Raw genomic sequence first — 18,663 nt, 5'->3', positions numbered from 1 at the left:
AGAGGAATCGTATGCACACGAATGATGGCGGGACGGAAGTTTTTTTCAACAATCGTGATCCGGTCTATCTTCAGGTTGTTCGGCATTTCAAAGAACAGATTGCAACCGGAAGGATGGAAGCCGGTCAGGTTATTCCGTCAAGAAGGGAATTGGCGGCCTTGTTCAAAATTAATCCCAACACTGCTCAGCGGGCCTATAAGGAAATGGAGGAACAACAATTGATCGTGACCGAGGGCAACTCCCCTAGCCGCATTACGAATCAGATGGAGATCCTCCAAAGTATACGCACGGAGCTGCTTCATGACACTGTCGCAGCGTTTATCGCATCCATTCGAAAGATTGAGGTGCCGATCGAAGAGTTGCTAGATTTGGTGGAGAGAGAATTTAATGAGGCAAGACTACATGAGAGCACGAAGATTTCCGATTCAGGCGGTGATAGAAATGATTGAGGTCGTAAACATGCATAAGCGTTACCGATTGCGCAATGTATTGAATGGAGTTTCCTTCACTGCCGAAAAGGGACAAGTCACCTGCCTGATCGGGGTGAATGGGGCGGGAAAATCCACTGTTCTCAAGGCGATTATGGGGTTGACGCCAATGAGTAAGGGAACCGTTCGCATCGATGGCCGAGCCAGGGAACGGGAGACGTACGAGAAGGTGGCTTTCATTCCGGATCATCTCACGATGCCGTCTTATATGAAGCTGTCGGAAGGACTGCGGTTCATGGCGGACTTCTATCAGAGCTGGAATCAGGCACGTGCCGGAGAGCTCATGAAATTCTTTCGATTGGATACAAGTGAAAGAGTAGGTAATCTTTCCAAAGGCACTGCCGCCAAATATAATCTGGTCATCGGTCTCGCCCAGGACACAGATTATGTGCTGATGGATGAACCATTCTCGGGCATTGATCTGTTCAGCCGCGAGTCGATTGCGGAGGTATTTTCCACTGATTTGATAGACGGGCGCGGTGTCCTTCTGACCACACACGAAGTAGGGGAAATAGAGCATTTGCTCGATAAAGCCGTTCTTCTGAGTCACGGCACAGTCGCAAAAGAATTCCAATGTGAGCAAGTTCGCAGTGAGGAAGGGAAATCGGTGGTGGACGTGATGAGGGAGGTGTTGTGGGTATGAATCGATATTTGAAACTATTACATATGGAAATTCACCGGTTTCGATATATTTTAGCCGGTTTGATGGCGATTACTGCGGCAGTGCAGATCGGGGTCATTATCAGAACCCTTGTCAGAGAAGTAGCTAAAAGAAAAGAAGACATATTGAACCATCAATCAATAGACGTCGGGAGCGCTTTATTTCCAAGCGGTAAGCTTTCATTCGCATCCACCATGTTCGGGATTCAGTTTTGGTTCGCTCTTCCGATCCTGCTAAGCATTGCGGTGCTTGGACTGTATATTTTCTTGATTTGGTATCGCGATTGGTTTGGGCGTCACACGTTTGTTTACAGGTTGTTGCTGCTGCCGACCGCAAGGCGAAATATTTATCTTGCGAAAGCCACAGCAATTCTGGCGTTCATACTCGGAATGCTTGCCTTTCAATTGCTGTTGCTGCCCGTTGAAAATGTGATCTTTAACCTCATCGTTCCTGCTGAAATGAGGGAGGCTTCTTATTTTGCGGATGTGATTGCAGCGAATCAGGCACTTCCCTTTCTGCTGCCGCAAAATTTCGATCAATTTGTTTTCTCATACGGACTGGGATTCAGCGCCGTACTGGCTGTCTTCACGGCCATATTGCTCGAAAGAAGTTACCGGCGGCTGGGCATTCTGTACGCTATCCTCTATCTAATTGCTTGTGCCGCTGCAGTTATCATATTGCCGGTGTCGAATCAGACCTATTTTAATCCTAGCGCTTATTTATATCCGGAAGAGTTTTTCATGATTGAGATGGTAATTTTCGCACTTGTTGTGGCATCATCAGTGTGGCTTGGATTTCGGCTTCTGGCCAAGAAGATTACGGTGTAAGGGAGGGTTATCATGAAACGCTATTATTCGTCTGTTATTCTAGTCCTCCTCATTATCGTCTCTATTGGCACTTACTATTTTTACCGCAGCACGGATCGTCTTCCGGAGTTTAAGCTTGTTGCGGTAAAAGGGGATCAGAAAGAGGCCGACGGAATTGAATTGTCCGGCAATTACGGAGCGCGAATGCGTTCCGAGATCGTGAATGTAACGACCGAAGGGAGCGAATATAGCAGTCGTCAATCGATGTACGAACAAGAAATTAAGAATGCCCGCTCGTGGTTTTACCAGCACAGCGACATGAGAAAATTGGTTAAAGAACACCGAGATTTCATGAGAGGGAAAACCGATCCGGACAGTTTTTATATGGATAAAGAATGGATTATCTACGCAGCCGTTTCCCAAAGCCCGGCAAATATAGAAAAGCCGGAGACAGAGATTCGCGTACAAGTTCTTAACGTGAAGACAGGGCGAGAAGATCAGTTTGCAACGATTATTAGTGAACAAACACCCTATCACAACGCGCAAGTGGTGGATGTGCAGCGGTACGATAATGAACTTCAAATTCTCACGAGTGCTATGTCGGGTACAGAGTTTTCGACTAAATTTCGCAAGTATGTATTGGACTTGTCGAACGGACATCTCATTCGAAACGAAGAGCTGCCTTACAAGTTTATCGATCGTGAGGGTGTTAGATATAGTCACAACGTCATCTCGCATGAAGTCAGCTCTGCGCCGGGTAATTATGTGCTGCTTGCCGTCCGTGAAGAGAAAGTCACCGTGGACCGGAATCAGTCTTACAGCAGCCAACCGATTGCCGATCATTTTTTCGCTTACTCTTACAAGACAGGGAAACTTATAGAAATACCTGAAAGTTGGACGGCAGCAAGTCTGAATAGCCATCAGCAGTATAATTTAAACGGTAACCGGCTGTCTGTATTGACCTATGGCAGCGCGAATATTTCCGTTTCCGGCTACGATTTGGACACCCTGCAGGAAGCATATAAAAGAACATCATATACAGCCGCGCAGCTCGGAGCCGTCTCTATAGGCAGTGCCTACATGTCAGGTAATCGGGTGATCATTCTTCTCCATCAAAATGATAAGCCGATGATGGCCGTCAATGATAAGCCGATGATCGCTGTCATTGATGCAACCAAGGGGGCGCTGTTGTATCAAGGGGAAGTCGTTGTCGACGGCCCGGCCTCTGAGGCGGAAGAGCACATGAAGCACCTTAGGCTTTACAATCTGACTCCTCGAATATGAGAAACGCAGCATCGTTACGGAGACTGGAAATTGATGCTTATCAGATGGCGTTTTATGTCCTTCAAAATGAAGATCTTGCACATGAAGCCGCCAAGACAGCGTTGTTGGCACTGGGTAAGAACAATGAATTTCATACAATGCCGGATGTGGATCAGAATGTGATGATGAAAAAAACGATTATATCAGCAACCATTCGGGTGAAGCAGAAAGTGTTGTCATAAATGAAATATATTAAAAAATCTTTTTAGTACCTGGTTCAATAAATTAGAAAACGGGTAAATAACTTTGAAAGTTATGATTACTTTGCATTTCTGAACGATAAGACCTTCAAAGTAGGGGGTCTTTTTTCTTCTTGTAAACATTATCTTACACATATGGAGGCAAGCCATGCATCGCGTAAACTTGAACCAACAATCCTTCAACCAACAGGTGTTTGAGCATGCTCCCTTTGGGATCGCCCTTATTAGTCCAGATGGTTTGATTTTAACGGTGAACCCCGCCATTGAACAGATGTTTGGCTATTACCATCGATCTGCGTAAATGCATCAAGGACAGCTTCAGCGTCATTTCAGCGAGAGCCGAAGAAAAGAATCTGGAGCTCTGCAGCACCATCAATCACGATGTTCCTGACTATATTTACGGCGACTACGAGCGGTTGAAACAGGTGCTCCTGAACCTGCTCGGCAATGCCGTCAAATTTACGCCAAAGGGCAGCATATCGGTAAGGGTGAGACTAGCGAAGGAAGACGCGTCCCTGTTGGCCATTACCGTAACGGATACGGGCATTGGGATTGACCCCGACCAGCTCACCAACATTTTTGAACCGTTTGTACAGATTGACAGCTTTACGACGCGCAAGTACGAAGGCACTGGCCTTGGCCTTGCCATCAGCAGTAAAATTGTCGGCATGATGGGCGGCGAGATTTACGCGGAGAGTGACGGCAAGAGCGGCTCGTCTTTTACCTTCACCATCAGGCTGCAGAAAATATCGCCCCCCCCACAGCGAAGAGGCTCGCGTGCAGATGCCGCATACGGAACGCAAGGCGAGCATATTGCTCGCTGAAGACAATTCCATCAACCAGCTAGTGCTGACCAAAATGCTTGAAAAAATGGGGCACAGGGTTGCCTCCGTCACAAACGGCAAAGAGGCGGTCGAAGCGGCGCTCAAAGAGCAGTATGATCTCATCTTCATGGATCTGCACATGCCGATTGTGAACGGCCTCGATGCGGCGAAGGCGATAAAACAAGATCTCAAGGAGAAAAGCCCCTGCATTGTCGCGGTCACGGCCAACGCCTTAAAGGGCGATCGGGAAAAGTGCCTAGCCGCAGGGATGAATGCGTATGTCAGCAAGCCTGTAAAGCGGGACGTCATCCTAAGGCTTTTAAATGAGTACGTGAAATAGCACTAAAAGGCCGAACGCCTTAGACGTTCGGCCTTTTGTGTCGCTCACATGATTGGGTCAATGATGATGTGAACTGCCTGCAGCCGTCTGATTTGGTGGAACTCGAGACCGTATAGATGATTTGGTACCGTAGAAATATATTCGACAGCGACTAGCTTTAAGCCGCCTTTATCATCCGGCACATAAATGACCACTTCCGGCATCAGTGCATCAACCTGGTCATCGATTAACCGGAAATTAATATAATGGTACCCCATATTGGGCACGAACTCATCGGTAGGTGTATAGCCATCGGCAATGGCTTTATTCACGTCACGATACTTTTCTGTTGCTTTTTCTAATTTTTTCAGTGCCCAGTCGACGCGGTCAGGGTAGTTGAAACGATCGGTGTGAGGGTTCTTAGCGGCAACTAACGAAGCTAGCAAAAACACGGAGATGATAATGGAGAGCAAAATGCTAAAACTTCTTCAATATAAATACCTCCCATATGTAAGATCCATTTAACTTATTCGTTACCTCCAGACAATATGATTTTCAAACACTGACCTTCGTCAGTAAAGGCAAATGATCGGAGGCACGTCGATCTCGGTCAATTGTCTCAGCGTTCCGGATTACGATCTGCGGGCTGGTAAAAATATAGTCTTTCTGCGTGACCGGATGAACAGAGGGGAATGTGCTTAAAGGACGACCGTGTAACTGATGAGTCACATCGTTCAACACACGGGTGATTTTGTTCCATGAACCTGAGCCGGGAATCATGTTGAAGTCGCCCATGAGAACGGAGGGACCGGACTCGGCCTCAAGTCGCTGAACGACCAGCTCGGTCTGTATTCTGCGGAGGATCGGAATAAAGCTCAGGTGGGACAGAAAAACCTTCAGGAGTTGCTTGCCGCCCAAATCGATTCCGGCTTCCAGCACTGACCGCGGTTCGCTGATCGTTAAACGCCGCGCCCTGAGTCCATGATTGGTGTGAGACACAATAGGAAAACGGGAAAACAGGGCATTGCCGTATTCACGTATGGTGTCGCCCTTTTTTCTTGTAATCGCGGCACCGAAGGCACAATTCAAACCGAGCTCCCCGCAGAACCAGGAGAATTGATCTTTGAAGCCGCTTCTTTTATGAAAGAACCGGTCGACTTCATTAAAACCGATGATATCCGGATCAATTTCTTTCACCAGCTTCGCAATCCGCTCGAGGTTAGGCTGCCCGTCCATTCCTTTTCCGTGGTGCATGTTATAGATCATGATTTTGAGTTCGGTCATCGTGAACGAACACCACCCTCAGGAGAATGTAATCTATTGTAACGTTCCATTGTTTGGAAAATCAAATTCAGCTCATACAAGGAGTATGATATGATTCTCATGTATTTAGAATGGGACGAATGAGAGGTGACGCACGCTGTTTATCATACGCAAGCTTTCGCTGAAGTTGTTTCGGCTTAAGAGCGTCTTTCTTTTAATCGGAACGGTTATGTTCGTATTATCCAGTGCAACTCTCATTTATCTGCTCGAGCCTGCGACATTCAAGGAACGATGGTTCAACGCACTATATTGGGTCATGACAACAATAGCGACCGTCGGTTATGGGGATTTTTATCCGACGACCGTTCCGGGCAAAACATTCGCTATGTTTCTGTTCGTATTCGGAATCGGGCTTCTGAGCTTGGTTATCGGGAAAATAATCGATTATTTTGTGCAAATCCACCGTAAAAGGGGAGCCGGCCAATTGAAATACCAAGGCGATAACCACATTATATTGATCAACTGGAGCAGGAAGGCCAAATTAGCTGTGGAAGAGATTTTATCTACCGACGAAGACATCGAGATCGTCATCATAGACGACTCAGATAAACATCCTTACGATCACAATAAAGTACATTTCGTCAGCGGCGACCCAACATCGGTTGAAACCCTGGAGAACGCCGCCGTCCGGCATGCTCGCGCTGCCATCGTTTTCTCGGATTCCCGCATCGACGATTCCTCTCTGGTTGACGGCAAATCCCTGCTGATTGCCTCCAGTATTGAAAGGTATGCGCCGGAGGTTCATACGACCGTCGAAATCGTAATGGAAAAGCACATTCAGAATTTCCGACATGTGAAGGTGAACGAGTTCGTGCTCTCCCATGATGCCGTTTCACGCTTGGCCGTGAGGGCTGCATTGCATGAGGGGAATATCGACATTTATACGCAGCTTCTGAGTCGGAAGGACGGAGCCGATCTATACGAAATCCCCGTGAATCCGGCTTGGGCAACGTATGGCGAAGCCTTCCAGGATCTGATTCGAAAGGGAGCTACCTTAATTGCGGACCGGAGCGACATGGGAATCAACCGCCGCTTGAACGATCCTGTTCCTCCTGACGCGAAGCTCTATGTGATCACCGACAAAGAGACGATCATAACGCTTCGGCGCGAAGGAGAAGGAAGGCTGCAGAGATAACTCGGCGGCCTTTTGAATTTTAAGCGCAGGGGCTTGCCACATTTTCTCGACAGAGTGTAAAATAACACTAGCATTAGCACTCCTGATATCAGAGTGCTAACCCGACTTGAAAGGAGTTTCAACACATGGCCAAAAAACAATTCAAAGCCGAATCGAAACGACTGCTGGAAATGATGATCAACTCGATCTATACGCAAAGGGAAATTTTCCTCAGAGAGCTTATTTCCAATGCCAGCGATGCCATCGATAAGATCTATTACAAAGCCTTGACCGACGATAAGCTGGTGTTTAACAAGGACAGCTATTACATCAAAATAGCGGCCGACAAAGATAGCAGAACCTTGACCATCACGGACACGGGAATCGGGATGAGCAAGGAAGAGCTGGAGAATAACCTGGGTATAATCGCCAAGAGCGGCTCGTTCGCTTTTAAGAAGGACAACGAAGCGAAGGACGGTCATAACATTATCGGCCAGTTCGGCGTCGGCTTCTATTCGGCGTTCATGGTAGCCGATGTGGTCACGGTCATCAGTAAGGCGCTCGGCAGTGATGAAGCTTACAAGTGGGAGTCACAAGGGGCGGACGGCTACACCATTGTGCCAAGCGACAACGACGAAGTAGGTACGACGGTGATTCTCAAGATCAAAAACAACACCGAAGACGAGAATTACGACGAGTTCTTGGAAGAGTACCGTCTGCGGTCCATCATTAAGAAATACTCCGACTTCATCCGTTACCCGATCAAGATGGATGTGATGAGCCAAAGGCCTAAGGAAGGCAGCGACGACAATGAGCTCGAGGACTATACCGAAGAACAGACCGTTAACAGCATGGTGCCTATTTGGCGTAAAAATAAAAGCGAGCTGACGGCGGAAGATTACGAGCGGTTTTATTTTGACAAACATTACGGGTTCGACAAGCCTCTCAAACATATCCACATCAGCGCCGATGGAGCCGTCGTGTACCGGGCCATTCTGTTCATACCGGAAAAAACGCCGTTCGATTATTATACGAAGGAGTATGAGAAGGGGCTGGAGCTGTACTCCAACGGCGTACTCATCATGAATAAATGCGCGGACCTGCTTCCCGACTATTTCAGCTTCGTGAAAGGCATGGTAGATTCGGAGGATCTGTCGCTGAACATTTCGCGGGAGATGCTGCAGCACGACCGGCAATTGCAGCTGATCGCCAAGAATATCAAGAGCAAGATCAAGAGCCAATTGCAAAATATGATGAAGGACGAAAGAGAAAAATACGAGCAATTTTTCAAATCGTTCGGCAGACAGCTGAAGTTCGGCGTTTACAACGATTATGGAATCGACAAAGACGTGCTGCAGGACCTGTTGATGTTCTATTCGTCTAAAGAGAAGAAGCCGGTTACTTTGGATGAATACGTCTCGAGAATGCCGGAAGACCAGAAGTACATCTACTATGCGTCGGGGGAATCAATCGACCGCATAGAGAAGCTTCCGCAGACGGAAGTGGTGGCCGACGCAGGCTATGAGATTCTCTACTTCACCGATGACGTGGACGAGTTCGCCGTCAAGATGATGATGCAATATAAAGATAAAGAGTTCAAATCGGTATCCAGCGGCGACTTGGGCATTGAATCGAATTCGAGCGAGGAAGAAGCCGACGCTGCGAGCGAGCACAAAGACCTGTTCGAAGCGATGAAGGGAATATTGTCGGACAAAGTAAAAACCGTCAAAGCCTCCAAGCGGCTGAAATCTCACCCGGTCTGCCTATCCAACGAGGGCGAATTGACGATCGAGATGGAAAAAGTGCTTCGATCGATGCCGAACGGCCAGGACGTGAAGGCGGACAAGGTGCTGGAGATTAACGTGAACCACGAAGTATTCCGCTACTTGCAGGATGCTTATCAGCAGGATAAAGAGAAGTTGAGCCTGTACACTCACCTGCTGTACAACCAGGCGCTTCTGATTGAAGGCCTGCCGATTCAGGATCCGGTAGCGTTCACCAACGATATTTGCAAGGTTATGGTTTAGTGATGGAAGTCAAACCCGTTGTGCTGACCGGCAGCAGGGTCGAGCTTGTACCTATGCGGAACGAGCATATCCAAGGTTTATATGAGGCAGGCAACTATCCGGACATATGGACAGTTACACAAGGCCGAATCTTTTCGCTTGATGAAGCTGAGCTGTATGTGCGAAAGGCGCTTGATCAAAAGGGCGCTGTACCGTTTGTGATCACTGAGCAGGCATCCGGTACGATCATCGGAAGCACGAGATTCTTCGACATATCCGCTTCCGACAGGCATTTGGAGATTGGATCCACTTGGCTCACGCCTGCAATGTGGAGGACGGCAGTGAATACCGAATGCAAATACCTGCTTTTGAAGCATTGCTTCGAAACCTTGGGAACTATTCGGGTTCAATTGAAGACCGATTCCCGCAATTTTCGATCTCAACAGGCAATCGAGCGGTTAGGTGCGGTAAAAGAGGGCATTCTCCGCAATCATATGATTCTTCCGGACGGGTATATCCGTGATTCGGTTTATTACAGCATTCTTGACAGAGAGTGGCCGGACGTTAAATTACGTCTTGAACAATTTCTGCATCAATAACAAGCACGCTTCCTCGAGGCTGATATGTTTTCATATCGGCAAGTCTGGTTTACTAAATAGAGTTAAGGAAATTTGGTAAATCATGCTAACCGAATGAGGAGGTTGCAACTGATGCTGAAATGGGCACGAATCGGATGGACATCAGTCCTCGGTGCCGCATTGTTGACTGTCGGCATGGGAGGAGTCGCTTCAGGAGCATCCGGGGAATTGAGCGAAATACAGAAGAGGGCCGGCGGCGAAGCGTCATTGTATCTGAACCGGGCCAGCGCTGAGAAAGCCATGTATGCGGAGTGGACCCTGATTCCGCAAACGGTGTCGATCGGCGATGTGGTGATGGTCAGGAGCGCCAATCCGGGTGAAGTCAGCTGGCAGGGAAAAACCTATAAGCTTCAATCTTTTGGAGTCGGCTATTACACGTATCTGCCGGTTCCCAGACAGGTTAAGCCGGGGAATTACCAGATCGGTGGCAAGCCGCTCACCGTACTGGATAAGAAATTCAAAACGCAATATCTCACGGTTTCGAAACAGATGGAGAGCATGCGCCAAAATACGAAGCGAATAGCCGAGGATCAGAAGAAAATCGATGCGGCGAGGAGCAAATCCAAGGCGGAATTTCTGTTCACATCCTCATTCATCCAGCCCGTTCAAGGGAGGTTGTCCACTCCCTACGGACATACCCGGTACGTAAACGGCAAGTTTGACAAATCCCATATGGCCATCGACCTGGCAGCCAAGGCGGGAACCCCGGTGAAGGCGACCAATGATGGGATCGTCGTGTTGGCGGATTCGCTCTATCTGACGGGCAATTCGATTTACATCGATCACGGTATGGAACTGTTTTCGCAATACGTTCATCTATCGAAAATGTACGTCAAACCAGGGAAGCGGGTGAAGCGCGGCGACGTCATCGGTGCGGTCGGCTCAACCGGATTTTCGACCGGACCGCATCTGCATTTTGCTTTCTGGGCCCATAATGTGCAAGTGAATCCGAATATGTTCTTCGGCACGACGCCTTTTAAATGGTTAAAGGTTTCAGGCTGAATAGGAAATGACCAAACCAAAGCAGGCTGCCATCGGCAGTCTGTTTTTATTCATGGTAAAATCAACAAAGGAAGTACATTGTAACGAAGCCTGCAATGGCCGGGGATATATGACGCAAGCGGTGAAGCTCGCGTTTGATTATGCATTCGAGAAAGCGGAGTTACACCGTGTTCAGGCCTCTGTCATGCCGTGCAATTTGCCATCCATTCGAGTGGTTGAAAAAGCGGGATTCAACTATGAAGCCTGCGCGTAATATTATTTAAAGATCAATGGACAATGGGAAGACCATAAGATTTATAGTGTGACAAATGAAGATTGGAAATAAAGAGGAAATTTGACGTTTGTCGCGAATAGTTGGCTTAATACGAGTCCATGGGGGAAAGTGCAATGTCCGTGAAAGAGCAGCTTGAAAGTCTGGTGACCAAAATCAATGCCAACCCGGAACACATTCAGAATGAAAAAGAAAGAGTATTTCAACTGAACCTGTCAGATACCGGAATACTGCAAATCCACGTTAAAAATGGAATGATTGCTGTGATCGAAGGCAATGCGCTTGTTCCCGACGTCACATTAATGCTTTCCGATGCAAACTTCCTAAAATTACTTAGAGATGATTTAAATACAACGATGGCATTCATGACCGGCAGTTTGAAGGTGGAGGGAAGCATAGGATTGGCGCTAAAGCTTCAGGAGATTGTGAAAAGATACATATGAGACTGCTCATTTCCGGATTCATTATTTTACTCTTTGCAGCCCTTCGCGATAAATATAATCTTTCAGCCTTTTCATAATGTATGTCTGGCTTCTATAGATCCGCAGCACGTTTAATTTTTCTCTCAATATATAAGGGTGGAGCATTTCTTTAGACTTGTAAAAGGTAAATAAGTTTTTTGGCGCCAAATGCATCATCAATCTTGATAAAGCCTTATGCTGCGGATGGCCATACTCACCTGATCTGTTATGAGTCACGATCAATCTGTATGGTCGTTCCTGCAGTTTCGGCTTCAGTGTTCGCGCCAATAATCTCATATTAAAATTGCCGTAGCGTTTATCCGGGAAGTTCCAGATCTCATACTTGGCTTGCACGGCCTGCATCGCTTGTCTAAATTCTTTCACCCTGACCGGGTTACCGCCGTTAGTGACGCAAATCACTTTCCAGCCCTTTTCCAATATGAGGCTTGCACCCCCAAATATAACTTCGTCATCCGGATGCGCAACGATCATCAACTTATCGTAATCGAACATAGGAAGGCACCTCAGTTCAATAAGTAATTGACACAGGATTTGTAAAAAGGTAGGCTATGTGATATAGACTGACTAGTCGGTTTTTGGTAAAAATGTTGCGGCAAAGGAGTGGAACTCATGGAAGCGGCAGTGGCCGAGATCTTTGGCGAGCATATTATTGAAGAGGCCGCTAAACGCTTCGGGCTGAGATTCGGCAGTCAACGGAAGCTGGGAGATTTCGAGAATTATGTTTTTGAAATGGAACGTAACGGTGAGTTGTCTATTCTCAGGTTGACGCACAGCAGCCATCGTTCGGAAGCGCAAATTGCGGCGGAATTGTCATGGATCTCTTATCTGGTTTCCCAAGGGCTGAAGATCCCGCAATGTTACCGTTCGCAGAATGGACGAACAACGGAGTTGATCGAAGCAGGCGGATCTTACTTCACAGCCAGTCTTTTCGAGAAAGCTCGCGGTCATCTGCCTGATTACACAAATCCCGCCCAATGGAATGTGGATCTGTTCCGGCAATGGGGCGAGCTAACCGGCCGGATGCATGCAGCGACTACCCGTTACGTGGTGAGGGATGACGAGCTCCGCCGTTCATCTTGGGATGATGACGATCTCATCAAGAATGCGAATGATTACATCCTGCCTGGAGACGAGTATGTTCTAGAGCGGCTGAACGAAGTGCTTGCACACTTGCACGGATTACGCTCCAGCAATGATGTGTATGGGCTTATTCATACTGATATCCATCCGCGTAATTTTTTTGTGAGCGACGGTGAGATCAGCGTTTTTGACTTCGACGACTGCGCATATAATTGGTTCATCCACGATGTTGCCATCCCGCTCTATTATTCCTTGACCTGGGTACCTTTCGAAAATAGCAGCAGCAAGACTCAGTTTGCGCAGGATTTCTTCCAGGCCTTTTGGTCGGGTTACCGATGCGCTTATGAACTGCCGTTGGAATGGCTTGAACATCTGCCTTATTTTCTGAAGCTGCGTGATATTTGCTTATACCTTGTATTGAACAAAAAAACCGAGCTCATAGATCGATCGGCTCGTCTTCAGCAATGGATGGAAGAAATGAGAGACCGGATCAAGAGAAATGTGCCCATCGTACAACTGGACTATCATTCATTATCTGAGAGAGGATGAAACCGAGTATGAAATTTAACGATATGCCTTACCAACGTCCGGATGTTAAGGAAGTGGAGAAACAGTTCAAGGAAATGATTGCTGTCTTTAACACGGCAGAGAATGCGGAAGAACAAAGTGAAGTTATAGTGAGAATCAATCGTCTTCGCAGTGATTTCGATACGCAGGGCCAATTGGTATTTGTACGTCATTCTATCGATACGACCGACGAATTCTACAAAGCTGAACAGGATTACATGGATGAGATGGGCCCGATCATACAAGAATACATAACGGACTACTACCGCGCGCTGGTAAATAGCAAATTTAGGGCGGATCTTGAGGCCAAATGGGGCGCCCAGCTTTTCCGTTTAGCCGATCTGTCGCTGAAAGTTTTCAAGCCTGAAATTATTGAAGATCTGCAGCATGAAAATAAGCTCTCGACAGAATATGCCGCACTCATTGCTTCCGCTAAGATTCCCTTTGAGGGAGAAGAAAGAACGATTGCGCAATTGCTTCCCTTCGAACAATCAACCGACCGGCTGATGAGAAAGAAGGCTTCCGAAGCCAGATTCGGATTTTTCGCCGAGCACGAAGCAACTTTGGACAGAATCTATGATGATCTTGTCAAAGTGCGAACCCAAATCGCCAAAAAACTCGGCTATGCGAATTTCGTACAGCTTGGCTATGACCGGATGAGCCGCACCGACTATAACGAGGCGATGGTGGAGAACTTCCGCAGACAAGTGCTGGAACACATCGTACCTGCGGCCACAGAGTTGAGAGAGCGGCAGCGCCGCCGGATTTCCGTAGACAAATTGCAATATTATGATGAAGCGTTCAGCTTCAAGACAGGGAACGCAACGCCAAAAGGTGATCCGGCGTGGATCGTTCAGAATGGCGCCGACATGTACCGCGAGCTCTCTCCGGAAACGGATGAATTTTTCACACTTATGATCGACAAAGGTCTGATGGATCTCGAAAGCAAGAAGGGCAAGCAAATCACCGGCTATTGCACCTATTTTAGTAAATATGGCATGCCGTTTATCTTTGCAAACTTCAACGGGACATCGGGCGATATAGATGTGTTGACCCATGAAGTTGGTCATGCGTTTCAGGTTTATCACAGCAGAGGCTTTAATGTACCGGAATATGAATTTGCTACTTCCGAATCCAGCGAAATTCACTCGATGAGTATGGAGTTTTTCACTTGGAAATGGATGAACCTCTTTTTCCAGGAGGACGCGGACAAATACCGCTTCGACCATCTGGCGAGCTCTTTGCAGATCGTTCCCTATATCGTCGCTGTGGATGAATTCCAACACTATGTTTATGCGAATCCGGAAGCGACCCCGGCGGAGCGCAAAAATGCATGGCGCAGCATCGAACGCAAATACATGCCGCACCGCAATTACGATCAGAACGAATACTTGGAGCGCGGCGGATTTTGGCAGAGACAGCTCCACATTTACCAATTGCCGTTCTATTATATCGACTACTCATTGGCGCAAATTTGTGCGTTCCAGTTCTGGAAGCGGATGAATGAAGATTGGGGAAGCGCTTGGGCAAATTATTTGAAATTATGCCAAGTGGGCGGGAGCCGCTCTTTTACGGAATTGGTGGAGTATGCAGGACTCATCTCGCCGTTCGAAGACGGTTGTGTAGAGTCGGTAATCAGTGAAATTAACAATTGGCTGAATTCAGTAGATGATACTCAATTGTAAGAAGGAGAATGTATGTTCGTGTGAAGCATGAAAGTGCGTCCACCCAAAAGCTGCTCGATGTTTTGACCGATGAATCCTTAGCGCAAGAAGTTACCCCGCAGGATCGGACGCTGGGCCGTATCGCTTGGCACATCACGACTTCCCTGCACGAGATGATGTCCCGTACTGGGCTCGATTTCGAAGCCCCGCATCACGATACGTCTTTACCTTCATCCGCTCAAGTCATAGCGGACAGTTACCGAAATGCGAGCGAGGCTTTGCTGGAAGCGATTCATAAGCAATGGACGGATGAATCTTTGCTGGAAGTACGGGAGATGTACGGTGAACAATGGCCGGTCGGGCTGACACTGTCCATTCTGATCAGCCACCAAACCCACCACCGCGGGCAAATGACGGTGTTGATGCGGCAAGCGGGTCTTCCTGTGACTGGAGTTTACGGACCTTCACGCGATGAATGGACGCAAATGAATATAGAACCTCCCGCTGTCTAATGTGTTCATGCAAGCTCCCGCCAGGTATCCACACCTGCGGGAGCTTTTTGGTACAATAAAGCAAATATGCGAATTGAATTTTTTAAAATGTGAACGGAGGCAGCGAACTTGAAAAGCGATGAGGGCTATATTGACGTCCCTGGAGGCAGGGTGTGGTACATACGCGTAGGTGAAGGCGGTAAGACGCCTTTGCTTGTACTCCACGGCGGCCCAGGTAATACTCACGATCCGCTAAGATCGGTGCTCGACGTGTTGGCGGATGAACGGCCGGTTATTTTCTATGATCAGCTTGGCTCGGGAAATTCGGACAGACCGGATGATCCGTCACTGTGGAGAACGGAGCGTTTTGTAGACGAACTGGTTCGCGTACGGGAAGCGCTGGATTTAAAAGAAGTACACCTCTTGGGGCATTCCTGGGGCACGATGTTCGCCGCATCCTATCTGATCAATAGGGAACATTCGGGCGTTCGAAGTGTTATTTTTTCAAGTCCATGTCTAAGTGCCGAACGCTGGAAGCAAGACGCGGACCGTTTCCTGACACAATTGCCCGAAGACGTCCAGCAAACCATTGCCCGTCATGAGGAGCAAGGAACAACAAGCTCCGAAGAGTATCAAGTTGCCATGACAGATTACTACAAAAGGCATGTTTGCAGAGCTGATCCGTGGCCGGCTATTCTGACTGAAAGTCGTGCTAAAGGGAATAAGGAAATCTATATGACGATGTGGGGACCTTCAGAGTTCTTCCCGACAGGAAACCTAAAAACTTTCGACGTAACACCCGAGCTTCATAAAATGGATATCCCATCACTGTTTGTATGCGGCCGGTATGACGAAGCGGCTCCTGAATCGACAGCATACTATCAGTCTCTCGTGCCGGATTCCGAGATCCATATTTTTGAACACAGCGCCCACATCAGCTACTTGGAAGAAACCGAGGAGTATGTGAAGACGATACGAGGATTTTTGAGCGAAGTCGAGGGCAACGAATGCCGAAACTCATAAGTCCAAAATGTGGACAAAGCGCCGGCCATGAGACAGCATGTGTTGAATAAGAGTTTTCAGGGGAGAACCTTCGTCATAATAGGGTGAAGCATTGCTGCGGATGTGAATATAGGGAAATTCGAGAAACGGATGATAAAAGAAAGAAGCCAGATCATCGTCACCGAATTCGTTCACTAGGTTTATTATTCTTTTCACATCTTGCTCCACGGTTGCGCCGCCTACATAACCGAGAGGCGTCGGTACGTAAAAACTCTTTCCGAGAATCGATTTGGACTTACGATAAGTCACTTGCCGGCTGTGAGGGACGTCCGGATTGTCTTCGTAAATCAGCAAACTGCAAGCCTCCAGAATTTTTCGCTGAACTTCGGATGCCGCGTAATGAGGGGTTTCCCACCAATCCGGCCGCAATCCTGCCGCTTGAAATGCAGACAATGCCATGGAATATCGGCTGTAGGCGTATGAACGCTGAAACCGTTCGGCCGCCGATAAAGAATCCGGTGAATCGTCCGGCGGACAGTCTTTGCTGCAGCCCGAATAAGCAAATTCATAACCCTCAGCGCTGACAGACCGGCCGTACTGGTGAGTATAGCCATGCATGCCGAGGGACGCTCCGCGTGCGGTTAATGCATGTAGAGTTTGAGAGAATCTTGAGGCAAAGGAATCGTATGGATTGCCGATGGAGTGATCGATTCCGCGCCCTGGATCAATGAAACGAGAAATGACCGCAACGTGAAAAGGCACTTTGCAAGAATATAGATAATCTGCAATAACGAGTAACTTTATTTGATTTTCCGCCGTCTCGTAATAACCTCCGGGACCGATATCCTCGAGTCGTATTAATGCTTTCGGCATTTGAATATCCCTCCAAAGCGATACGCTATCTTAGTTGTCATCCTTATGACGATCGATTGCGTTTCATCACTTGTTCAACTGGCAGAGAGTAAACGAGTATAAGAAGGGATCAAGCCTAATGAATCTAGTGAAAACTTGCAGGCAGCTTACTTTAATTGCCGTATCCTTTCTCTATATGTTTGTTTACGTTTCTACAGTGGCAGCTGCAAATACAGGCAGTGAGAAAGCGGTGAAGCAACGCCATTTGCCCAAGGGTTTTGTGTACTTAGACGAAGTCATTCCAACCGCTCAATATGACATTCGTTATTACAGCGAATACAATTTTATCGGCAGACGTGTAGTGGGCTACAAAGCTCCACTGGCGATCATGTCCAGTCAGGCAGCTAAGGCTTTAAAGGCTGTCAACAATGATCTGGAAGTTAAGGGTTATAGGCTGAAGATCTTTGACGCTTACCGTCCACAAAAGTCCGTTAATGATTTTAAAACATGGTCTAAAGACATTAACGATACAAAAATGAAAAAAACCTTTTATCCGAATGTAGATAAAAGGAAATTGTTCAAACTCGGATACCTCGCAAGCAGGTCAGGACATTCGAGAGGCAGCACCGTTGATTTAACGATCGTGGACAAAATAACGGGCAAAGAAGTGGATATGGGTAGTAATTTCGACTATTTAGGCCAGATCTCGGCTCACGGAACTTGATTTCGATGTTGAATGAAATTGAAGAAGGCTGTGGAGCAGCCTTCTTTTCATGATTGTTCTTTTGCTATTTTCGATGGATTGTTAATTTTATAAGGTACGGGGTGTCTAGTGAGTTTTTTGGTTATAATTTTTGCTTCAAATGTGATCTTATCCCCGATTTCCAATTCCATCTTTTTAAGTGTGGCGCTGTGGCTGGACCAGGCGACCCCAAGATCTGTTTGCGGCTCGTCAATGGACACGTTTTCGTAAATGACCACTTCATCGTCGTTATCGGAGAAGTTGTTGGGCACAGTCGTGAATTCCTTAACCGTTGCGGTCATTTTCACTTTTTCATCAGGAAGCTGCAGCTTTGCTGCTTTTTCTTTTTTGGCTTTACCTTTCGGTTGCTCTGCCTGAGGCACGTCAGCTTTGGCTTCTGCGTCAACAGGGGGTTCAGGAGCTGCATGGATTTCATCTATGGATGCGGCTTGTTCAAGGGGGATCTCCTCGGGACTGACCGATTCTTCCGCTGAGGTTGTAAGTTTCTGATTGAAATTAGAGGCCTGCATCTCTTTCAGGTACGAAGGGTGGATACAGTGCTTTTGTCTGTTGTCGAATTCGATTACAGCGGTCATTCTGTCCACATATCCGATGATGCTGCAAGGCAGGCTCATATTGTTTCGCTTATAGTAAAATGTTTTGATTTTTGAAGCTTTCTCTGAGAGCAGAACCCATTCCTTGCATTTTTCAATCTGTTCCCCCTCATTATCGAATGCGTTGTATCCTGAGGGCTCAATGAGAAAATTGTACGCCATAGCTTGTTAACGACCTCCGTTATTGAAAGATC

General features: G+C 47.4%; 24 protein-coding genes. 19 read left to right on the top strand and 5 right to left on the bottom strand.

Annotated features, from left to right (window positions below; all coding sequences use genetic code 11):
• Positions 1–11 precede the first annotated feature (11 nt).
• From SD71_RS20555 to SD71_RS22675, 8 genes are all read left to right on the top strand, one after another.
• The gene (locus SD71_RS20555) at positions 12–449 is read left to right on the top strand and encodes a GntR family transcriptional regulator (RefSeq protein WP_041067482.1); all 438 of its coding nucleotides are present in this window, start codon (positions 12–14) and stop codon (positions 447–449) included.
• Positions 442–1,131 carry an ATP-binding cassette domain-containing protein gene (locus tag SD71_RS20550; protein WP_041067479.1) on the top strand — a complete coding sequence of 230 codons (690 nt, stop codon included), beginning with the start codon at positions 442–444 and terminating at the stop codon, positions 1,129–1,131. Before SD71_RS20555 ends, SD71_RS20550 begins: the two co-directional genes overlap by 8 nt.
• Positions 1,128–1,976, top strand: coding sequence for a hypothetical protein (locus tag SD71_RS20545; RefSeq protein ID WP_041067476.1), 849 nt, complete (start codon positions 1,128–1,130; stop codon positions 1,974–1,976). Before SD71_RS20550 ends, SD71_RS20545 begins: the two co-directional genes overlap by 4 nt.
• Positions 1,977–1,988: 12 nt before the next feature.
• Positions 1,989–3,239, top strand: coding sequence for a hypothetical protein (locus SD71_RS20540; RefSeq protein WP_041067474.1), 1,251 nt, complete (start codon positions 1,989–1,991; stop codon positions 3,237–3,239).
• A gap of 44 nt (positions 3,240–3,283) precedes the next feature.
• Positions 3,284–3,460 (top strand): hypothetical protein, encoded by a 177-nt coding sequence (locus SD71_RS24100; RefSeq protein ID WP_161793427.1) that lies wholly within the window; start codon positions 3,284–3,286, stop codon positions 3,458–3,460.
• A 166-nt stretch (positions 3,461–3,626) separates the two neighbouring features.
• On the top strand, positions 3,627–3,779 hold the full coding sequence (locus SD71_RS26335; RefSeq protein ID WP_082034381.1) for a PAS domain-containing protein: 153 nt from the start codon (positions 3,627–3,629) through the stop codon (positions 3,777–3,779).
• On the top strand, positions 3,742–4,302 hold the full coding sequence (locus SD71_RS22680) for an ATP-binding protein (RefSeq protein WP_052476470.1): 561 nt from the start codon (positions 3,742–3,744) through the stop codon (positions 4,300–4,302). The genes SD71_RS26335 and SD71_RS22680 overlap by 38 nt, the downstream gene beginning before the upstream one ends.
• Entirely contained in the window at positions 4,262–4,642 is a 381-nt protein-coding gene (locus tag SD71_RS22675) for a response regulator (protein ID WP_052476469.1), read from the top strand. The genes SD71_RS22680 and SD71_RS22675 overlap by 41 nt, the downstream gene beginning before the upstream one ends.
• A 44-nt stretch (positions 4,643–4,686) precedes the next feature.
• On the opposite strand, the gene SD71_RS22670 is transcribed toward SD71_RS22675, so the two are convergent.
• Together SD71_RS22670 and SD71_RS20520 are read right to left on the bottom strand one after the other, a co-directional pair.
• Complete coding sequence (locus tag SD71_RS22670; protein WP_052476468.1) at positions 4,687–5,094, bottom strand: hypothetical protein; 408 nt, start codon at positions 5,092–5,094, stop codon at positions 4,687–4,689.
• 82 nt (positions 5,095–5,176) lie between these two features.
• The gene (locus SD71_RS20520; protein ID WP_041067468.1) at positions 5,177–5,905 is read right to left on the bottom strand and encodes an endonuclease/exonuclease/phosphatase family protein; all 729 of its coding nucleotides are present in this window, start codon (positions 5,903–5,905) and stop codon (positions 5,177–5,179) included.
• 166 nt (positions 5,906–6,071) lie between these two features.
• Between SD71_RS20520 and SD71_RS20515 the strand changes: the two genes are divergently transcribed.
• The 6 genes from SD71_RS20515 to SD71_RS20490 all read left to right on the top strand — a co-directional run bounded on the left by SD71_RS20515 (position 6,072) and on the right by SD71_RS20490 (position 11,418).
• Entirely contained in the window at positions 6,072–7,079 is a 1,008-nt protein-coding gene (locus SD71_RS20515; RefSeq protein ID WP_326998799.1) for a potassium channel protein, read from the top strand.
• A gap of 125 nt (positions 7,080–7,204) precedes the next feature.
• Positions 7,205–9,085, top strand: a complete 1,881-nt coding sequence (htpG, locus tag SD71_RS20510; protein WP_041067462.1) for a molecular chaperone HtpG — start codon at positions 7,205–7,207, stop codon at positions 9,083–9,085.
• A 2-nt stretch (positions 9,086–9,087) separates the two neighbouring features.
• The gene (locus SD71_RS20505) at positions 9,088–9,663 is read left to right on the top strand and encodes a GNAT family N-acetyltransferase (RefSeq protein ID WP_041067460.1); all 576 of its coding nucleotides are present in this window, start codon (positions 9,088–9,090) and stop codon (positions 9,661–9,663) included.
• A 111-nt stretch (positions 9,664–9,774) separates the two neighbouring features.
• Positions 9,775–10,704: a M23 family metallopeptidase gene (locus tag SD71_RS20500; RefSeq protein ID WP_052476467.1), complete on the top strand. Its 930-nt coding sequence runs from the start codon at positions 9,775–9,777 to the stop codon at positions 10,702–10,704.
• 7 nt (positions 10,705–10,711) lie between these two features.
• Entirely contained in the window at positions 10,712–10,957 is a 246-nt protein-coding gene (locus tag SD71_RS20495; protein WP_052476466.1) for a GNAT family N-acetyltransferase, read from the top strand.
• A gap of 134 nt (positions 10,958–11,091) precedes the next feature.
• Positions 11,092–11,418: an SCP2 sterol-binding domain-containing protein gene (locus SD71_RS20490; protein WP_041067458.1), complete on the top strand. Its 327-nt coding sequence runs from the start codon at positions 11,092–11,094 to the stop codon at positions 11,416–11,418.
• A gap of 21 nt (positions 11,419–11,439) precedes the next feature.
• On the opposite strand, the gene SD71_RS20485 is transcribed toward SD71_RS20490, so the two are convergent.
• On the bottom strand, positions 11,440–11,949 hold the full coding sequence (locus SD71_RS20485; RefSeq protein ID WP_052476465.1) for a PIG-L family deacetylase: 510 nt from the start codon (positions 11,947–11,949) through the stop codon (positions 11,440–11,442).
• A gap of 117 nt (positions 11,950–12,066) precedes the next feature.
• Here SD71_RS20485 and SD71_RS20480 point away from each other — a divergent pair, with 117 nt between their 5' ends.
• The 4 genes from SD71_RS20480 to SD71_RS20465 all read left to right on the top strand — a co-directional run bounded on the left by SD71_RS20480 (position 12,067) and on the right by SD71_RS20465 (position 16,282).
• Positions 12,067–13,086 (top strand): phosphotransferase enzyme family protein, encoded by a 1,020-nt coding sequence (locus tag SD71_RS20480; protein WP_041067456.1) that lies wholly within the window; start codon positions 12,067–12,069, stop codon positions 13,084–13,086.
• Between the two features lie 8 nt (positions 13,087–13,094).
• Positions 13,095–14,789 carry a M3 family oligoendopeptidase gene (locus SD71_RS20475; protein WP_041067454.1) on the top strand — a complete coding sequence of 565 codons (1,695 nt, stop codon included), beginning with the start codon at positions 13,095–13,097 and terminating at the stop codon, positions 14,787–14,789.
• Positions 14,790–14,809: 20 nt separating this feature from the next.
• Complete coding sequence (locus SD71_RS20470; protein WP_235427266.1) at positions 14,810–15,280, top strand: DinB family protein; 471 nt, start codon at positions 14,810–14,812, stop codon at positions 15,278–15,280.
• Between the two features lie 108 nt (positions 15,281–15,388).
• Complete coding sequence (locus SD71_RS20465) at positions 15,389–16,282, top strand: proline iminopeptidase-family hydrolase (RefSeq protein ID WP_041067448.1); 894 nt, start codon at positions 15,389–15,391, stop codon at positions 16,280–16,282.
• Here SD71_RS20465 and SD71_RS20460 read toward each other — a convergent pair.
• Positions 16,277–17,134, bottom strand: a complete 858-nt coding sequence (locus tag SD71_RS20460; RefSeq protein WP_041067445.1) for a DUF2334 domain-containing protein — start codon at positions 17,132–17,134, stop codon at positions 16,277–16,279. The genes SD71_RS20465 and SD71_RS20460 overlap by 6 nt on opposite strands.
• Before the next feature lie 118 nt (positions 17,135–17,252).
• Here SD71_RS20460 and SD71_RS20455 point away from each other — a divergent pair, with 118 nt between their 5' ends.
• Entirely contained in the window at positions 17,253–17,837 is a 585-nt protein-coding gene (locus SD71_RS20455) for a M15 family metallopeptidase (RefSeq protein ID WP_052476464.1), read from the top strand.
• A 47-nt stretch (positions 17,838–17,884) separates the two neighbouring features.
• On the opposite strand, the gene SD71_RS20450 is transcribed toward SD71_RS20455, so the two are convergent.
• A complete protein-coding gene (locus SD71_RS20450) occupies positions 17,885–18,631 on the bottom strand; it encodes a hypothetical protein (RefSeq protein WP_041067441.1) in 747 nt (248 codons plus the stop codon).
• Positions 18,632–18,663: the final 32 nt, after the last annotated feature.

Source organism: Cohnella kolymensis, from assembly GCF_000829465.1.
GTDB lineage: Bacteria > Bacillota > Bacilli > Paenibacillales > Paenibacillaceae > Cohnella > Cohnella kolymensis.
This window is presented reverse-complemented; position numbering and strand designations above follow the sequence as displayed.